The sequence below is a fragment of the Mucilaginibacter sp. PAMB04168 genome (assembly GCF_039634365.2).
GTDB lineage: Bacteria > Bacteroidota > Bacteroidia > Sphingobacteriales > Sphingobacteriaceae > Mucilaginibacter.
Genome location: NZ_CP155079.2, coordinates 3,519,267 through 3,537,123, shown reverse-complemented (window position 1 = coordinate 3,537,123; position 17,857 = coordinate 3,519,267). Strand labels below are relative to the sequence as shown.

8 protein-coding genes are annotated in these 17,857 nt (G+C 44.2%); all 8 read left to right on the top strand.

Features of this window, described 5'->3' with window-relative positions; translation table 11 throughout:
- Nucleotides 1–416 precede the first annotated feature (416 nt).
- The 8 genes from ABDD94_RS14890 to ABDD94_RS14855 all read left to right on the top strand — a co-directional run bounded on the left by ABDD94_RS14890 (nucleotide 417) and on the right by ABDD94_RS14855 (nucleotide 17,600).
- Nucleotides 417–3,677 carry a SusC/RagA family TonB-linked outer membrane protein gene (locus tag ABDD94_RS14890; protein WP_345952913.1) on the top strand — a complete coding sequence of 1,087 codons (3,261 nt, stop codon included), beginning with the start codon at nucleotides 417–419 and terminating at the stop codon, nucleotides 3,675–3,677.
- An 11-nt stretch (nucleotides 3,678–3,688) separates the two neighbouring features.
- Nucleotides 3,689–5,431, top strand: coding sequence for a SusD/RagB family nutrient-binding outer membrane lipoprotein (locus tag ABDD94_RS14885; protein WP_345952912.1), 1,743 nt, complete (start codon nucleotides 3,689–3,691; stop codon nucleotides 5,429–5,431).
- A 6-nt stretch (nucleotides 5,432–5,437) separates the two neighbouring features.
- Nucleotides 5,438–6,559, top strand: coding sequence for a glycoside hydrolase family 99-like domain-containing protein (locus ABDD94_RS14880; protein WP_345952911.1), 1,122 nt, complete (start codon nucleotides 5,438–5,440; stop codon nucleotides 6,557–6,559).
- A gap of 417 nt (nucleotides 6,560–6,976) precedes the next feature.
- The gene (locus tag ABDD94_RS14875) at nucleotides 6,977–9,574 is read left to right on the top strand and encodes a galactose oxidase (protein ID WP_345952910.1); all 2,598 of its coding nucleotides are present in this window, start codon (nucleotides 6,977–6,979) and stop codon (nucleotides 9,572–9,574) included.
- 177 nt (nucleotides 9,575–9,751) lie between these two features.
- Nucleotides 9,752–11,977: a GH92 family glycosyl hydrolase gene (locus ABDD94_RS14870; protein WP_345952909.1), complete on the top strand. Its 2,226-nt coding sequence runs from the start codon at nucleotides 9,752–9,754 to the stop codon at nucleotides 11,975–11,977.
- 6 nt (nucleotides 11,978–11,983) lie between these two features.
- Nucleotides 11,984–13,192, top strand: coding sequence for a glycoside hydrolase family 71/99-like protein (locus ABDD94_RS14865; RefSeq protein ID WP_345952908.1), 1,209 nt, complete (start codon nucleotides 11,984–11,986; stop codon nucleotides 13,190–13,192).
- Between the two features lie 111 nt (nucleotides 13,193–13,303).
- Nucleotides 13,304–15,547 (top strand): GH92 family glycosyl hydrolase, encoded by a 2,244-nt coding sequence (locus ABDD94_RS14860; protein WP_345952907.1) that lies wholly within the window; start codon nucleotides 13,304–13,306, stop codon nucleotides 15,545–15,547.
- A 19-nt stretch (nucleotides 15,548–15,566) separates the two neighbouring features.
- On the top strand, nucleotides 15,567–17,600 hold the full coding sequence (locus tag ABDD94_RS14855) for an alginate lyase family protein (protein ID WP_345952906.1): 2,034 nt from the start codon (nucleotides 15,567–15,569) through the stop codon (nucleotides 17,598–17,600).
- Nucleotides 17,601–17,857 lie beyond the last annotated feature (257 nt).

The following is a 17,857-nucleotide window of genomic DNA, read 5'->3' as shown; positions in this document are numbered from 1 at the left end:
AACCTAAAAGCTAATTTAAATGGTCAACTAGTGCTGGCAGGAACTGAATGTTCCTTAACAGTGATCAAAGTTCATTACGGATACCAAGGTGGAAACATTCTTCTACTTCATTTAGGAAATTAAGCGAAGAGGCAGATCATTCACGATGAATAATTTTGATCTAAGATTTGAAAACAAACAGAATTATCAACATGGCTATCTGAGGTTGCGTTTGTTGTGATATTGTCTGGAAATAGCAACTAATCTTACTGTGTTATTAATAATGATAAGGAGCGCGATATGCCCTTAACACGACCATTCGCAAAAATAAATGCTTTTCCCGCCGACATTAAGAAATTATTAATCATTTTTTATGAAGGCGCCGCTTATTTCAGCCCCGATTATAAACCAACAAATTCATTACCCTAATTGAAATTATGAAAAAAATTTTACTAGTCATTGGGTTAGTATTTTTTTCCGTAACTGTTATTGTAGCCCAAAGCAATATCGTTATCACGGGAAAAATTACTGACGAAAACAACGAGGCGGTAGTAGGAGCTACTATCTCCCTCCAAAACGGGCAACGGTCAACTACCACTACCGTAAACGGTAGTTATTCGATTACCGTGGCAAATACGAATGCCGTATTGGTTATTACATCGATTGGCTATAAGACCCAGGCAATCAAAGTTGGGGCCAACAAGGTAGTTGACGTCAAGTTGGTTCCTGACGTAGCAACATTGAAGGAGGTCGTGGTCACTGGTGCATTAGGCATTCAGACACAGGCTAAAGCCGTAACCTATGCTTCGCAATCGGTAAACATGAACTCCATGAACGAGAATCGCGATATCAATATCGTCAATAGCCTTGCCGGGAAAGTGGCCGGTATACAGGTGACTTCAACGGGGCAGCCAGGCAGTTCCAGTCGTGTTATACTGCGTGGAGAGAGTTCTGTATCCGGCAACAACCAGCCGCTTTGGGTCGTTGATGGTGTTCCTATCGAAAATCAGATGGGCGATTCTTTTGGCAATAACCTGGATTATGGCAATGGGGCTGCCGACCTGAACCCAAATGATATCGAGTCGATTGAGGTGCTCAAAGGCGCTAATGCTGCTGCTTTGTATGGTCAGCGGGCTGCAAACGGCGCCATCTTGGTCACGACCAAAAAAGCGAAAATAGGAGACAAAAGCTTCGGCGTGACATTTAACCAAAATAGCCAGGTATATGCGATCTCTGAGTTTCCCGCCTACCAGAATGTATACGGTGAGGGTACTAACACCCGGTTAGTCACGAACAACGCCGCCATTTTCGGCACCACGGGCGCTGTCAATATGGGCACGAGTAACGTTTCCTGGGGAGCGCCCATGTTGGGTCAGCCGTTTAACACCTTCAGCGGGCAACCTCATGGTTACAATCCTCAGCCCAACAATATCCGTGATTTATATCAGAAGTCGGTAGCCAGCGTGACGAATATTTCCGTTAACAAAGCCGACCAATCCTCTGCCTTCAGGCTTTCCTACACGTTTACGAGTGGAAACGATGTGATAGCCAATCAGAACCTTAAGAAGAAGCACAACCTCAATTTCAATGCCAGCCGCAAGCTCGGCGATAAACTGACCGTTGAGTCGCGTGTGGCGTATACAAATGATGATACAAAGAACAGGACGGCACGGAATCTTGATCCCAACAGTCCGATGTCAGCCTATGTATTTATGACCCGCAGTGCTGACGTTGCGGCGTTTGACCCCTGGAAAGATGCTAATGGCAGATCCGTGCAGCGGGCTAATCTTGCCAGCGCAGAAAACCCGCTTTGGGTGATCAATGAAAATCAGAACAACGACAAGCATACCAGGCTGATCGGAGGCGTGACCGTTACCGGCCAGTTGACCAAGAACCTAAAAGTGCGAGCCAACGTGGCGGGAGATTTGGATTACGGCCGTTCCTTTATCTACCGGGAAATTGGCGCCAGGCTCGACACTAACGGCTATTACCAAAACGCGAACTATGCCTCGCAGAACTGGATATATGAAGGCTTGATGACCTACAACAAAGATTTTGGTAAGAATTTTAAGTTCACGGCGAATTTCGGCGGCAATATTCAATCTTACTCCTATACCCGATCCACGAATACAGTCGAGGCGCTCCAGGTGCAGGATAAACCCACGATCTCCAACGCCAATGCTTTTCCTACGTCTACAGAGGCACCCAGAAGCAGCCAGATCAATTCATTATTAGGTTTCGCGACCCTTGGATACAAGGATTTCTTGTTTCTGAATGTCACCGGGCGTAATGACTGGTCGTCCATGTTGCCGAGCAATGCGCGCTCTTTCTTTTATCCCTCTATAGGCGGTAGTTTTCTTTTCTCGAATTTTCTCAAGGACAACGCGATCATCAGCTTTGGTAAATTAAGGGCGTCTCTGGCCATTGTGGGCAATTCCGGTCAGCCTTACCAGCTGCTCAATGGTTACAATAGTACAGGTCTTTTCCTGAATAATCCCGTATTGAGCTATGAGCAGTCACTGAAGAATTTCAACCTGAAGCCTGAGCGTAAATCTTCAAAGGAGATCGGCGTTGATATGGGCTTTTTTAAAGATAAAATAAGCCTCAATGTAACCCTTTATCAGGATAACACAACCAATCAGATTCTTACGGCTAACACGCCATACGAAACGGGTTACACAACACGTGTGCTGAATTCGGGAGAGATCAGAAACCGGGGAATCGAGGTATCCATGGGCGGTGTCCCGGTTAGAACAAAGGATTTTGCCTGGAGCGTAAATGTTAACTTCTCCAGGAATATCAATAAGGTATTATCCTTGTCGGAAGGTGTGCCTTCCCGGGCCTTGGGTGGCCAGGTCCTGGGTGTAACGACTTACGCCGAAGTTGGTCAGCCATATGGCGTGATCCGGGGTAGCGGACCGTACATGGTTGGCGACAAAGTGCTGGTGAGCGCCAACGGAAGGGTACAACCAGAACTTAATCTGGCTTTTGGCAGCTTCAGGCCGGATTGGCTGGGTTCTTTCCAGACCGGATTCAAGTATAGAGGTTTTGATCTTTCCGCCCTGACTACGGTCAAATGGGGAGGCCTCATCTATTCTGCTACTTATGGCCGCGCAAATGGGAATGGAACAACTATTCAAACGCTGGATCCCATGTTTGGCCGTGAAGAATGGCTGTTCTCCAGAGGTATTCTCGGGGAAAATGGTAACGAGTCAAGCGGTATTGGTTTAACTGTTGGCGGAAAAGCCACGGCTTATGAGGACGCGGAACGCCGTAAGGGAGGCCAATATCCTAATTCCTATTTTGTGCAAACGCAAAACGGAGCGATAGTTTATGGTCCGGACGGCCGCATTCTGCCGGGTGCAAAAAACAATTCGTATGTAGACCCTCAGCTTTTGGCCAACGATATGGTACTTAACAACGTTCCGGCTATTACATTTGATGCTACCTCCATCCGTATCAGTGAGTTGACAGTAGGCTACACGGTACCGCCAAAATATCTTGCACGCGTCGGGAACAGTTTCATCAAAAGTGCCAGGTTAGCGCTAATTGCCCGTAACCCCTTTATCATTTATAACAAAACGCCACGCGGAATCGATCCGGAAGCTTCTTATTCAACTGGCAACCAACAAGGAATTGATAATGGCGGCTCGTTTCCTTACCGCCAGTACGGATTTGATTTTAGAGTATCCTTTTAACAACGCTTTCAATGAAAAAGTATATATATATAATTTGTCTGGTAGGTATGATCCTGCCCGCTTGTACAAAAAACTTCGATGATATTAACACCGATCCCTCAAGATTTGAAAATGCAACACCCGAGGCGATTATGGCCGGGGCGATCAAGCGCACCAATGATGCTATGGCCAATAACAATACACAGCGCTGGTGGGATATCGCACACTTCATCATACAGCAGGGTAATCGATATGACGTAACGGATGCCCGTGGTAACGGGATATGGAAAACGATGTATGTTGATGTCTTGAATAATATTCAACAGGTCATCAGAACCTATGAGTCTAACCCTGCCTTCAACAACCGGGTGCAGGCTGCCAGAATATGGCGTGCCTACGTGTATTCTATATTGGTTTCACAGTTCGGCGTAATTCCCATCACACAGGCCAATAATGTGGACTACCTGCAAAACATCACCTTTAATACAGAGGATGAAGCTTATGCGATTATCCTGAGCGAGTTAAAGGATGCTGCATCGAAGATCAATCCCTCAGGCGACCGGTTTACTTATGATGTGCTCTATGGGGGGAATATGCTCAGCTGGAAGAAATTCGGCAACACCCTAAGATTAAGGGTTGCGCTCCAGTGCACCCGGAATTTGGGGGAGGAGGCAAAAAAACATATCAGCGAGACAATGGCTGATGAGGCGAATCTCATCAACACGGAGAATGAAACTGCCAAGATGAACTACGAAAATGTGATCAATAATGAGAACCCGTATTATATCAGGTTCAAACGGAATACATTTACACTACCTCAGCCGAAGATGAGCGATTTTATAATGCTTTACTTCCGCTCTTACAAGGATCCTCGGATGGAGAAATATTATGCTCCGGTGCCGCTGGCTAGCCGATATTTGGTTCAGGACACCTTGAAAAATGTGGCTACTGACTCCATGTATGTCGTTTCTTACCCGATACCCTATAATGGTTATATCAAAGCCGGAAAGCTGCCCTCGTGGACGAGCTTTTCCAATTCCGTAGATCCTTTGCAGGCATCCAATATCAACTCTTTTTCTGAACCGGTAGCTGATGTTTACGCTGCAAATCGTCCTTTTGTCATATTATCTTATGCGGAGGCACAATTCTTAAAGGCTGAAGCCAAAGAAATTGGATTAGGCGGAAGCCAGCTGGCGGAAGCTTATTATTATTCAGGTATCGATGCCTGCTTTAACAGGTTGGGGATCAGTACGGCCGAACTGAATGCTTATAAAGCGCGGGACGGTATCAAATGGAACACCCAGGGAAAAGGGTTTAGTAACTACCTGGGCAATACCAACGCAGATATTCCAATAACGAACATTAATAAAATTTGGGTACAACGTTGGTTGAATTATTATCCCGACGGGGCTTTTGAAACTTGGAACCTGCAGCGTCGCACACGTGCTATGCGGTTCCCGCCACACACGAACCCTGCCAATAACCTTTTAGTTAATACGGCTGCTGATATACCACATCGCGGGAGTTATCCCACCGATCTTGTGGGCTTGAATCCTGTTGGATATGCCGATGCGTTGAGAAAATTAGGCATTAACGGCATTGATGATACGCAACCGACAACCTATTTGAAATTTGAGGCGCCGTATACCGTCAGCGACTGGACGCCTACTCAAACTTTCTACAATCTGGCTTACCTCCAGAAATGGTACGGAACGACAGTTGAAGAGCTTAAAGCTTCAGGAACCACATTTACCGTTTTATCAAAATTTAAATAAAGAAGAATGAACCATATATTTTCAATATTCAGGATGCTGCTGTTGGTGTTACTGGTAGGGTCACTTGCCTCCTGTAAAAAAGACAACGAGGACCCATCAGTCGAGGACTCATTTTTAAATTATGAGATCGAGGAGATACCCGTTACCGAAAACTATAACGTCGGTGCTTTCTATACTTTTTTTACAACATTCAATGCCAATGTAAAAGAAACGCCGGTGCTGGGCAAATATACGATGTCCAATGTGTCTGGCGTGCCGCTCAACATCATGCAGGCGCACCTGGGTTATGCGGTCCAGGGCGGCATCGATTATTTCGTCTTTAACTTCAGATCCTTAAACCGGGATGTTAACAATTACAAAATCGACACCACGGTGATCAGAAGTTATTTGAATGCGGGTCCCGAGAATAAAGTGAAGTTTGCCATTAATTATAACTTTTCAAGCTATGCCTTGACCGATGCTGCACCACTGGAAAGCAACGCGCAAAAACTTTCGCAGTTTTATGATGACTTCGCCAAGATGGAAAAATATTTCAAGAACCCCAATTATATGAAGGTTGACGGTAAAGCGCTGATCTTTATCAATGATTCCAGAAACCTTTATTCCAATGACAACAAAGCGATTTATACAGAATTAAGGAGCAGGTTGAGGGCTTTAGGAGTTGAACTTTACATTGTGGGTAATCAGGAAAGGTGGTCACCGCCGGCCCGATATGCGCCTGCACGTTTTGCTGGCTGCGTAGATGCCGTTTATCACCAGTCCTTACTATTGAACAATGCCTATGCATGGGACTTCTTCTATGTACTTCCACAGGCCATGGACCAGAATCTAAAATACAACCGCGAGTACCTGGCCCAACATTACTCATTGGAGTACATTCCGAATATTTACCCCGGCAATGACTTTAAGATTACGGCACCAACTTCCGTATTTCCAAATGTAGAACGAAAGGATGGTGGTGCAATGTATCGGAAGTTGTGTAACGTGGCGAAGATGAACGTGAACAACAAGGGTCGCTTAGTATTGATCGATTCATTTAACGACTGGGCGAACGGCACGCAACTGGAGCCTGCACAAAGCTATACTGATTCTTATTTGAATATCACCAAACAACAGTTTAAGCGATAGCCAAAGCCATGAAACTGAAGAGGTCGCATTTGTTGCGGCCTCTTTTTTTTTGCGGTTATTAATGTTAAGTACTTAAATACCGTCTCATAAGTGCAGTTCAGGATGTAGCCCGAAGGTTGACGCGCTACACTGCCTGAGGACACGGTGTTTGATTCCGGCACTTAGATGTGAATTTATTATTTTGAAATTCAAAATGATAAATTCACATTATAATATCTGAAAATATACGATACTTCCTCAACTGTCTTCTAATAAGCCTAATGTTTACAAAAAATAAAATAATTTTTTCTGGCATGGAAGTTTTCAAATTACATGTTAAATTTGAAGATTAAACCAATTATTCAGCAGTCCATTTCGCCGGATAAACCTCTATATCGACTTATGGTATAATTTTGCAAATGGTGTTTCCTAATTATAATGTACAGAGCTATTTTTTATAGAATTTTTGGAGCTTTATTTTTTATCTCCTCGGCAACAAATGCTTTTGGGCAGTCCGACGGGCTGACCTTTGCAAGTCATGAGGTAGTACAAGAAAAGAGGACATTCGTTGACCTGGGTTCAGAGAAAGGGTTAAATTTTTCGAAAAGTTTTGAATTAGAATTCGAGATATCATTTTTGCCAAACAGAGAAACATACTTCGGATATATTCTAAGGGTTATTGAAGGCGATACGCAAAATGTAGATCTTGTTTATAACGCGGAGATGCCAAACAATCACTTCAATGTGATCACAGGGGAAAAACTTTCTTCAATAATATTCGACATTGAAAAACGGAAATTATTCAATAGTTGGAATAAAATCCGGATCAGATTTGATTTTGAGAAGCGGCAAATTTTACTTCACGACGGCTCAAAATGGTACGTCGAAAAAAGACTGCCATTTAAAAAGGCCTCAACATATAAAGTACTGTTAGGAGGAAGCCTTTTCAAACAGTTTCAAACTACGGATGTGCCTCCGATGAAAATAAGAAATGTAAAGATATTTGAAGCAGGCGCATTGAAATATAATTGGAGATTGAATGAGGAAAAGGGTTCCATCGTACATGAAGACATGTCTCAAAATAATGGTCGCGTAGAAAATCCATTATGGGCAGCAGCTTTACACCGTAACTGGAGGGCAGTACAAAGCTTTACCGTACAGGGTATGGCAAGTACAGCATTCAACCCCCAGAAAGAAACGCTGTACATAGTCGGATCCGACTCCTTGTATTCCTTAAGTGTAAGTGACGAAAAATGGATAAATACGAATTATTCCACTGGTCCAATTACGCTGAATATGGGTAATTACTCTATTTGCAATCCGTCCAGCAATAGTCTGTATAATTTTTATAAAGACCAGCGATTTATATCCAGTTATGATTTTACTTCGCGTAAGTGGACTAAGGAATCTCCCAAAGCTCCATCAACAAATAGCTGGCATGTGAACAAATCGCTGTCGGCTTCTGATTCGTCCTTATACCTGTTTGCCGGTTATGGACATCTGCTATACAAAAATGAAGTTCAGAAGTATCGTTTTGGTTCACAAAAATGGGAAGATGTCAAAACCCGGGGTGACTTCTTTACCCCACGTTACCTATCGGCCTTGGGTGCAAATCGGTCTGGCGATACCATTTATATTTTAGGCGGGTTTGGCAACAGCAGCGGCAAACAAATTTTGAATCCCAAGAATATGTATGATCTGATGCGCTTTACAGTTAAAGATCATACCTTCAAAAAACTGTACGACTTGAAGGCAAATGCGGAAGATTTTGCGTTCGCCAACTCACTGGTCATCAATAATAATCAAAAGTCTTATTATGCGCTCACATTTCCGGCGCATAAATATCAATCTAAATTACAGTTGATTAAAGGCTCGTTGACCAGCCCCAATTATAAGTTGGTTGGTGACCCCATACCTTATACTTTTCATGATACACATTCATACGCTGACCTGTATTACTGCCCATCGACCAAGAAGTTTGTAGCAGTGACCTTGCTCCGTCTTAACGCGAATCAGACCCGTGTAAATGTATTTACCTTGTTAGGTCCGCCGTATGCCATAAACAACAATGCAAATGTGAAAAACACGAAGCGGAACTACTGGTTGGTTGGCGGAATTTTGTTGATCTCTGTAATTGGCGGCTGTTCATACTTTTTCATGAATAAACGCAAGGAAACATCTGACTTGCCTTCCATCAGCAAGGTATCATCGCCACCAGTGGTTGATAGAGAGGTAATACCAGTTCCTGAGACTCCTGATGTAACGGTTATATCACCCGAAACCCGCCTGAGCAGTCAGGGAATGCATCATAAAAGTGTCGTGTTCCTTTTCGGTGACCTGCAGGTATTTGATAAAGATGGCAACAATATCAGTAAATCGTTTACACCGCTGATAAAAGAACTATTCTTGGTCATTCTGCTCTATTCTCTTCGCTGGGGGAGGGGGCTGAGTTCTGATAAGCTCAATGAGATTTTATGGTATGATAAATCTGTAAAAAGTGCCCGGAACAATCGGTCCGTTAACATGGCAAAGTTGAAAGTACTACTCGATAAGATAGGCCATTGTCAGTTGTCAAAGGAAACCGGCGGATGGATAATTGATTACGATATGAATCAAACTTATGTCGATTATGGTAACTATTTACAGATCATCAAGGACAAGAAGGAGCTAACCGTCGAAAAAATTAAATTGCTCTCGGATATAACACGACGCGGAAACTTTTTATCTAATATTGAGTATGAGTGGCTGGACCCGTTTAAGTCTGAAATATCTAATGAAGTTATCGACTGCTATCTTCAATTCCTGCATGCTCCTAACCGGAATTATGAGCCTGAATTGATGATCGAGATTGCCAATTATATATTTTATTTTGATCCGGTTAATGAAGAGGCGATGATTATTAAATGCCGTGCACTGTCAGCCCTGGGAAAACACTCGCTTGCCTTAAACACCTTCGAGAATTTTACTAAAGAGTATAAGAATATTTACGGTGAAGTATTTAAAAAGGATTTCCACGCCGTAACTTCCGATATCTAAATAATTACCTGTTGTGAAATTCACCTTTATCATCGATTTGTATATAATGTAGTGTCAAGGCAGAATTTATTTTAGAAGTTCATTAATTAATCAAATATTAAACAATTATTAAGCAAGTGAGGCTTTATTTACCACTTAAATAAACCATTACATGTCTCCTAAATTGTTTAATATTTTATGTTCAAATTTCTTCTGAGCTCTGCTGTTTTTTGCTGCTTCTATACTTTGACCTACGCTCAGTCTGCAGAGCAGGGTAATGATAATTTAAAGTATATAGATACCAGGGTTGGTAATGTAGGTCAGTTATTACAACCCACTCGTCCCACCGTCCAGGTTCCAAACCAGGTCATCCGTATGTATCCCCAGCGATCTTCTTATCTTGATGATCAGATCTCCAGCTTTCCGTTAACCATCGTGTCGCATCGTTTAGGTGAGGTATTCGCCTTAATGCCGTCAGTTACACCAGTTTCTGCCGCTTCGTGGAGACAAAAGCTCACCTATGACCATGACCTGGAAATTACGCGTCCCTGGTATTATTCAACGTTCTTAGTAAATGAGGATATTACCGTCGAGTTTACTCCGGGTAAAAAGACCGGCTATTATAAGTTTACTTTCCCTGCTGCTGCAAAGTCCAAGGTCTTATTGTTCAGCCTTTATAATGCAGGACCTGGTTCCTGGAAATTTATTTCACCTGATGAAATTCAAGGCCTTGAAACCTACCATGACGATATTAAGGTATATATGTACGGTAAGTTCAACACGAAAGGAACTACCGGGACAGATACCGATGGACAAGGCAATAGCCCCGTAACCGGTAAAAATGTAAAAGCCTGGATTGATTTCGGTGCAGCAGCTGAGACTGTGGATTTTAAGTATGCGATATCCTACATCAGCGCCGAACAGGCCAGGAAAAATTTTCAGGACGAGGTTGCCTCTAAGTCATTTGACAAGGTCAAAGATGATGCGGAAGATGCTTGGAGACAAGTCGTCAATCAAATCCAGATTGAGGGTGGTACTGATGCGCAGAAAAGGTCCTTCTACTCCGCTCTTTACCGCTGTAATGAGCGTATGGTTGACATAACCGAGGGTAACCAGTATTATAGTGGTTATGACAAAAAAATCCATACCAGTAATTCATCTTTTTACGTAGACGATTGGACTTGGGATACCTATCTAGCAGCACACCCGCTTCGGGCCATTCTCAACCCGGTTATGGAGCAGGACATGCTCAGATCCTATGTGAGTATGTACGAGCAAAGTGGCTGGATGCCCACGTTTCCCGTGTTATTTGGTGACCACGCTTGTATGAATGGGTTCCATTCATCAATTATGTTCCTGGATGATTACCGTAAAGGAATCAGAGGTTTTGATCTGAATAAAGCGTATGATGGTATGTTGAAAAACGCGACACAGGCCACCATGCTGCCTTGGCGTAACGGCCCTAAAACCCTCCTGGACGACTTTTATTATAAAAACGGTTTTTTCCCGGCGTTGAAAAAGGGCCAGGTGGAATATGTTCCCGAAGTTCATCCCTTTGAAAAGAGACAGGCGGTGGCCATAACCCTTGGCAACAGCTATGATGACTGGGCACTCGGCCAAATGGCTAAAGAGCTGGGTAAAACTGCTGATTATACCAGATTTAACGCGCGGGGAGGAAATTACAGGAACTTATGGCATAGCGCTTTAAAGATGTTTATGCCGAAAGACAACAACGGCAATTGGATACTGATAGACCCTAAGTTCGACGGTGGTATGGGCGGACGGGATTATTATGACGAAAATAACGGTTGGACATACATGTGGCAAGTTCAACAGGACGTACCCGGTCTGATTAAACTGATGGGCGGGAAAGATGATTTTGAAAAAAGGCTTGACCAATTATTTCGTGAAGGGCTTGGTCGCAGTAAGTATGAATTTTGGAGCAAGTTTCCCGATGCGACCGGTCTTATTGGTCAATACTCCATGGGTAATGAGCCCAGCTTTCACATTCCATATTTATACAACTATACAGGCGCTCCGTGGAAAACACAGAAGCAGATCAGGTTTTTGTTAGATGTTTGGTATAAAGATAATATCTGGGGAATTCCAGGCGATGAAGATGGTGGAGGGATGTCCGCATTCGTCGTATTTTCTTCAATGGGCTTTTATCCGGTGACACCGGGTATACCTGTGTATACCATAGGAAGCCCGCTGTTTGAGAAAGTAACCATCAATTTGCCGGGCGGGAAACAGTTTAAACTCCTCGCCAATAACTGCTCGGTAGTGAATAAATATATACAAAGCGCAAGGTTTAATGGCAAAGCTTTGGATACGCCGTGGTTCACCCACAATCAACTGATTAATGGTGGCATACTGGAATTGGAAATGGGACCTAAGCCTAATAAAAGCTGGGGCGTTGAATAATACACGATGATGAAAAAATATATGCTGTGTTGGTTAAGCCTATTGGTTTGCAGTTCGGGCCTGGCCCAGTCCAAACATAGCGCGACTTCGGCCTTCAAAAGTTATCAGGGTTTGGTAATGGCAGGCTATCAGGGCTGGTTCAATGCGCCAGGTGATGGTGCTAAAAGAGGCTGGAATCATTATAGATCACGGGGCGAGTTTGCGCCCGGAAGTATAAAGGTTGATATGTGGCCTGATATGAGTGAGTATAAAGTAAAGTACAAAACACCGTTCCGGTCTTCCGACAGCAGTTCAGCGTACTTATTTAGTTCTTACGATAAATCAACCGTCGATCTGCATTTCAGATGGATGCAGCAGTATGGCATCGACGGTGTTTTTGTACAACGGTTTATCAGTAACCTAAAGAAGAAGACCAGTTTGCAGCATAACGACCGTGTGCTTGGCAATGCATTAAACGCAGCCGAAAAGCATCACCGCGCAATCAGCCTGATGTATGACCTGTCCGGGATGGGTAACGAGGATGTTCAGCTTATTATGGACGACTGGAAACATTTGTTGGATAGCCTTAAGTTAGCTGGACGTGGTAACAAACAATCCTACCTGTACCATAATGGGAAGCCGCTGATAGCGCTGTGGGGAGTTGGTTTTGCCAAACGGCAATACCTGATTAGTAATATAGAAAAGATTATAGATTTTTTAAAGAATGACCCTGTCTATGGCGGCTGTTCTATCATGCTTGGCGTACCAGGTTATTGGCGTGATCTTAAAAGTGATACGGAGCCCGACCCGCACCTTTTGGATGTGTTTCGTGCGGCAGACATCATTCACCCCTGGTTTGTGGGCCGGTACGATGAAGCAAAATATCCTGCCTTTAAAGATCATATAGCCGGGGATATTAAATGGTGTTCGGATAATCATATTGACTATGTCCCAACGGTATATCCGGGCTTTAGCTGGCATAATATGTATCCCAACAGTCCGCAAGACCAAATGCCGCGTAACAAGGGCCAGTTTTTCTGGAAGCAAATATCAGGTGACATAAGTGTCGGGGCCAAAATGCTATATATTGCCATGTTTGACGAAATTGACGAGGGTACGGCCATTTTCAAAATCAGCAAGAACCCACCGGTAGGCAAAAGTAACTTTGTGAAATTTGAAGAAGGCATTCCTAATGACTATTATCTCTATTTGGCAGGTTACGCAGGCAGGATTTAAAAAAGCAAACGCCCTTGCCGCTCGATATACCACCACCGCCTCCTGCAAAATAAAAAAGACCTCATTATTGATATGACTATTTTAAACCAAGCGATTATACAAAACATTTCTATGAATAGCTACAAAACTATTTTTTTTAGATACATCACCGCTGCTACTTTAATATTTAGTACTACGCAACTCGCTCGAGCTCAAAAGCTGACTAATTATGTGGACCCGCTCATTGGATCGGGCGGACATGGACATGTGTTTGTAGGTGCAAATGTACCCTTCGGTGCGGTCCAGGTTGGGCCCAATAATATCTTTAAAGGCTGGGACTGGTGTTCCGGCTATAACTATAGCGATAGTCTCATTATTGGCTTTTCGCACCTGCACCTGAGCGGTACCGGCATTGGTGATCTGGGTGATATCTCGGTTATGCCTTATACTGGTGCAGTGAAAACGAATAAAGGAACACAGCAGGACCACCGGTCGGGCTACAGTTCGCTCTTCTCTCATAGAACTGAAAAGGTTAAAGCCGGCTACTACAGCGTTACACTTGCTGATTATAACATTGATGCCGAGCTCACCGCGACGGAACGTGTGGGTTACCATCGTTACAAATTCCATAATGCCAAGGATGCTCATATCATCATTGATTTGCAGGAGGGATTAAACGATAAATCGACCGAAACTTATATCGAACAGACAGATGCATATACGCTGAAAGGCTATCGGTATTCCTCAGGTTGGGCGAAAAGGCAGCAGGCATATTTTGCTGTTAAGTTTTCGCAGCCCATACAAAGGTTTCAAGTGTATGAGGGCGCTAGTCTACAGACCGGTAAACAATTTAAGGGTACCGCAACCAAAGGCTTGATCAGCTTTGATACCTCGCCTGATCTGGTGGAATTTAAGGTGGGTATCTCACCAGTCAGCGCCGATAATGCCCTCGCCAATATAACCGCAGAGATTCCGGAATGGGACTTTCCAAAAATTGTGAAACAAGCGGACGACAAGTGGAATGCGGAATTGTCAAAAGTTGGTATAAAAACTGAAAATGAAGCCGAAAAACGGGTGTTCTACACCGCTTTATACCACGCGATGATGCACCCTTCACTATTTAACGATCATAACGGAGATTACTGGGGAGCCGATCAGAAACCGCACACCAGTGCCGGATTTGACAATTACACCATTTTTTCTACCTGGGACACTTACCGTGCTGCTCACCCGCTGTATACTTTGCTCAATGCGGATAGGATGAATGACATCGTGAAAACGATGCTTATGATCTATGATCAGCAAGGCTACCTTCCTGTGTGGCACTTAAACGGCTATGATACCGGTACGATGGTAGGGATCAGCAGTATGCAGATCATTGCCGAAGCCTATCTGAAAGGTTACCGCGGCTTCGACGCGGAAAAGGCGTATCAGGCGGTCAGAAACACTGCGATGTCTGACATGAGAGGATTGAACTATCTTAAAAAGTTTCAGCCCGTGCCGTCTGATGTGGGTATAGGCCGTCCGGTCGCGAATGCGCTGGAATTATCCGTAGCCGATGGCAGCATTGCAGCATTTGCGAAAGCTTTGGGCAAAACCGAAGATTATGCATACTTCAAAAAGCGCGCGCAGAACTATAAGCTTTATTATGATAAAAGCGTCGGGTTTTTCCGCGGTAAAATGGCCGACGGCACCTGGAACCCCAATTTCAACCCTTTAAAATCGGAGAAACCTTACGGTCTTGACTATGCTGAGGGTAATGCCTGGCAATACAGATGGCTTGTTCCACAAGATGTTATTGGATTAATTAACTTGCTTGGCGGACAGGAAGCATTTATTAAAAAGCTTGATCAATTCTTTACCATACCACCCGCCGGCGATCTGGTAGACTTAACCGGTAACATTGGACAGTATGCACATGGTAATGAGCCGGGACATCACATTCCCTATTTATATGCCTATGCCGGAGAACAATGGAAGACGGCTGAGAAGGTGAGTTTCATCATGAAAGAATTTTATCATGACCGTCCGGATGGCATCATCGGCAACGAGGATTGCGGGCAGATGTCAGCATGGTATGTTTTTTCTTCGCTGGGTTTTTATCCGGTGTTTCCGGCGTCCGGCAACTATGTGATCGGCAGTCCCCTCTTCAAAAAGGCAACCATTCAGCTAAGTAAGCAAAAGACCTTTACGGTCGAAACCGTGAAGCCATCTTCACAAAGCATTTATGTCGATCGCATTGAATTGAACAACAAGCCATATAGCAGGTCATACATCCGGCACCAGGATATCATCTCAGGCGGAAACATGAAGGTTTATATGAGTGATAAGCCGAACCGTAATTTCGGTAAGGCAGTCGCAAATCGTCCGAGATAGCTTTAAAAACGAATATCCGATGGTTAAGCAAGTTATATTGATTATTGCAGTTGCAATGCTGACGAATAGTTTGTTTGCACAAAGCGGGATGACGTTTCGCCATCCCGGCCTTGCGCAAAGCGCTACTGATCTTCAATTCATGAGAAGACAGGTGATTGCCGGGGCAGAACCGTGGAAGACAGCATTCGACAATCTGCGAAGAACAGCCAGCCTGTCATTTAAACCGCAACCTGTTACCCATGTTTCCGTTGGACCGTACGGCGCGAATAGTAAGGGTGGACGGGAGCTCTCCGAAAGTTCGGACATGGCTTACAGGCATGCCTTGATGTGGTATATCACCGGCAAACGGGAATACGCACAGAAAGCGATCGAAATTCTCAATGCATGGTCTTACACTTTATGGGATTTTGACGACAATAACGCCAAGCTGAACGTTGGCCTGACTGCCTTCAATTTTTTAAATGCGGCGGAGATTTTAAAATATACGGCGTCCGGGTGGCAACAGAAAGACATCATACAATTCCAAAAGCTCATGCTAACGGTTTACTATCCAACGGTGAGAGACTTCTTTACGGAGGCTAATGGAAACTGGGATGCATCGATCATCAACACCTTATTATGTATCGGCGTTTTTACCGATAAGCAGGATATTTTTAATAGTGCGATAGAACGTTATAAGCGGGGCCCCGGTAATTCCGGCATCACCAAGTACATATATTCGAACGGGCAAGTTCAGGAAACTACACGTGATTGGGGGCATGTACAATTGGGATTAGGAGAATTTGCTAAAGCTGCGCAGGTCGCCTGGACCCAGGGTACCGATCTTTATGCCGACGGCGACAACAGGCTGTCCTTGGGCTATGAGTACACCACCGCTTTCCTGACCGGTAAGGATATACCGGTATACGGGGTGCTATCCATCCGCGACCGTGACGAACTCAGGGATATCTATGAAGCTGTCTATAATCACTACACGCAGGTAAAGGGCATTAGCATGCCCAATACCCTGGAAATCATCCGCAGAACCCGCCCTCATTCATCGACCGGCGTGTTAACAGGCATACGGAAGGAACCCGGCGCGCTGCCGGCGATGTCCAACAGACTGAACATTTCCCACAAAGTTCCTGCAAATCAGTCAGTCATAGGGGCTGGTGAAAAGCCCTCAGGTGGAGTTCCCAAAGAGGCTATCTTCGTTGGGAAAGCAGATTCACTTCAATCGGTGCTTGACCGCTGTAAGGGGAAAAAGAGCTGGATTATTTTAAACAGCGGAATCTATGTGCTTAAAGCGCCATTGAAAATATACAGTCTGACGAAGCTTTCAGGTCAGGGCAGATCTACTGTATTGACTCTGGCGCCGGGTATAGCTGAAAAAACTATGGTGAACGGGGAGGTCGACCTGCATGATGTAACCATTATGAATATGATCATTGAAGGGGCAAATAGTGTAACCACCAACCCGGACCCGAATCATGACAGGCGTTCCCGGTCTTATATGAATGCGACTAGCCGGGAAGGCATTTTTTTTTCGGCTGATCGTGCAGGTCAATTCAACAGGCTGCGCTTCGCCCATCTCACTGTTCAGAACTTTACAAAAAATGGAGTGGCTATTAGAGGAGCAAATCATATTCTCATTGACAGTTGCGACTTTAGCGACAATGGTTCCAGCGTGGTGCCCGGTCCCGGGCTACTGCACAATTTGCAAGTATCCCACGCCAGTCAACTGATAGTAACCAATAGCCGCTTTGATACGTCACCTTGGGGGAACGGAATTTCCCTGTCCTACATTCACGACGGCCTGATTGAAAGATGTGAGATGGCCAGAAACAAATTATCCGGCCTGCATTGCATGGAGGTAACGCACCTGGACGTACGCAACAACTTAGCTGAAGGAAACGACAGAAGCGGTTTCGAATTCGAGGCACTTGCTAGCGCGAATAAAGCGATAAAGATTTACGGAAACCTGCTGCAGTATAATAGCAATTACGGAATTCAAGATTCTTCGAAACGGACCGAAAAAATCAATAATGTAAATCGTGAAAACGGAAAAAAGTAGTTATAAACATGCTTTTACCATAAGAAAAGAGGCTGCGTGCTGAATTTTAAGACTTTATTATACTTTTTTTAAGCGGCCGCTAATTACTTAGCGCAATAGATCTAATCAATTTTAAACCATTTAATTCAATAATTATGCAGAAAGCGTTTCCGGTTTTTTCGCGGCAAGTACACGCGGACACTCTCCCGGTCCATTAGAAAAATCAACAGGCTCATGAGCTTGAAATCAGTATGGATGTTCCCAAGTGCCTGACGGCA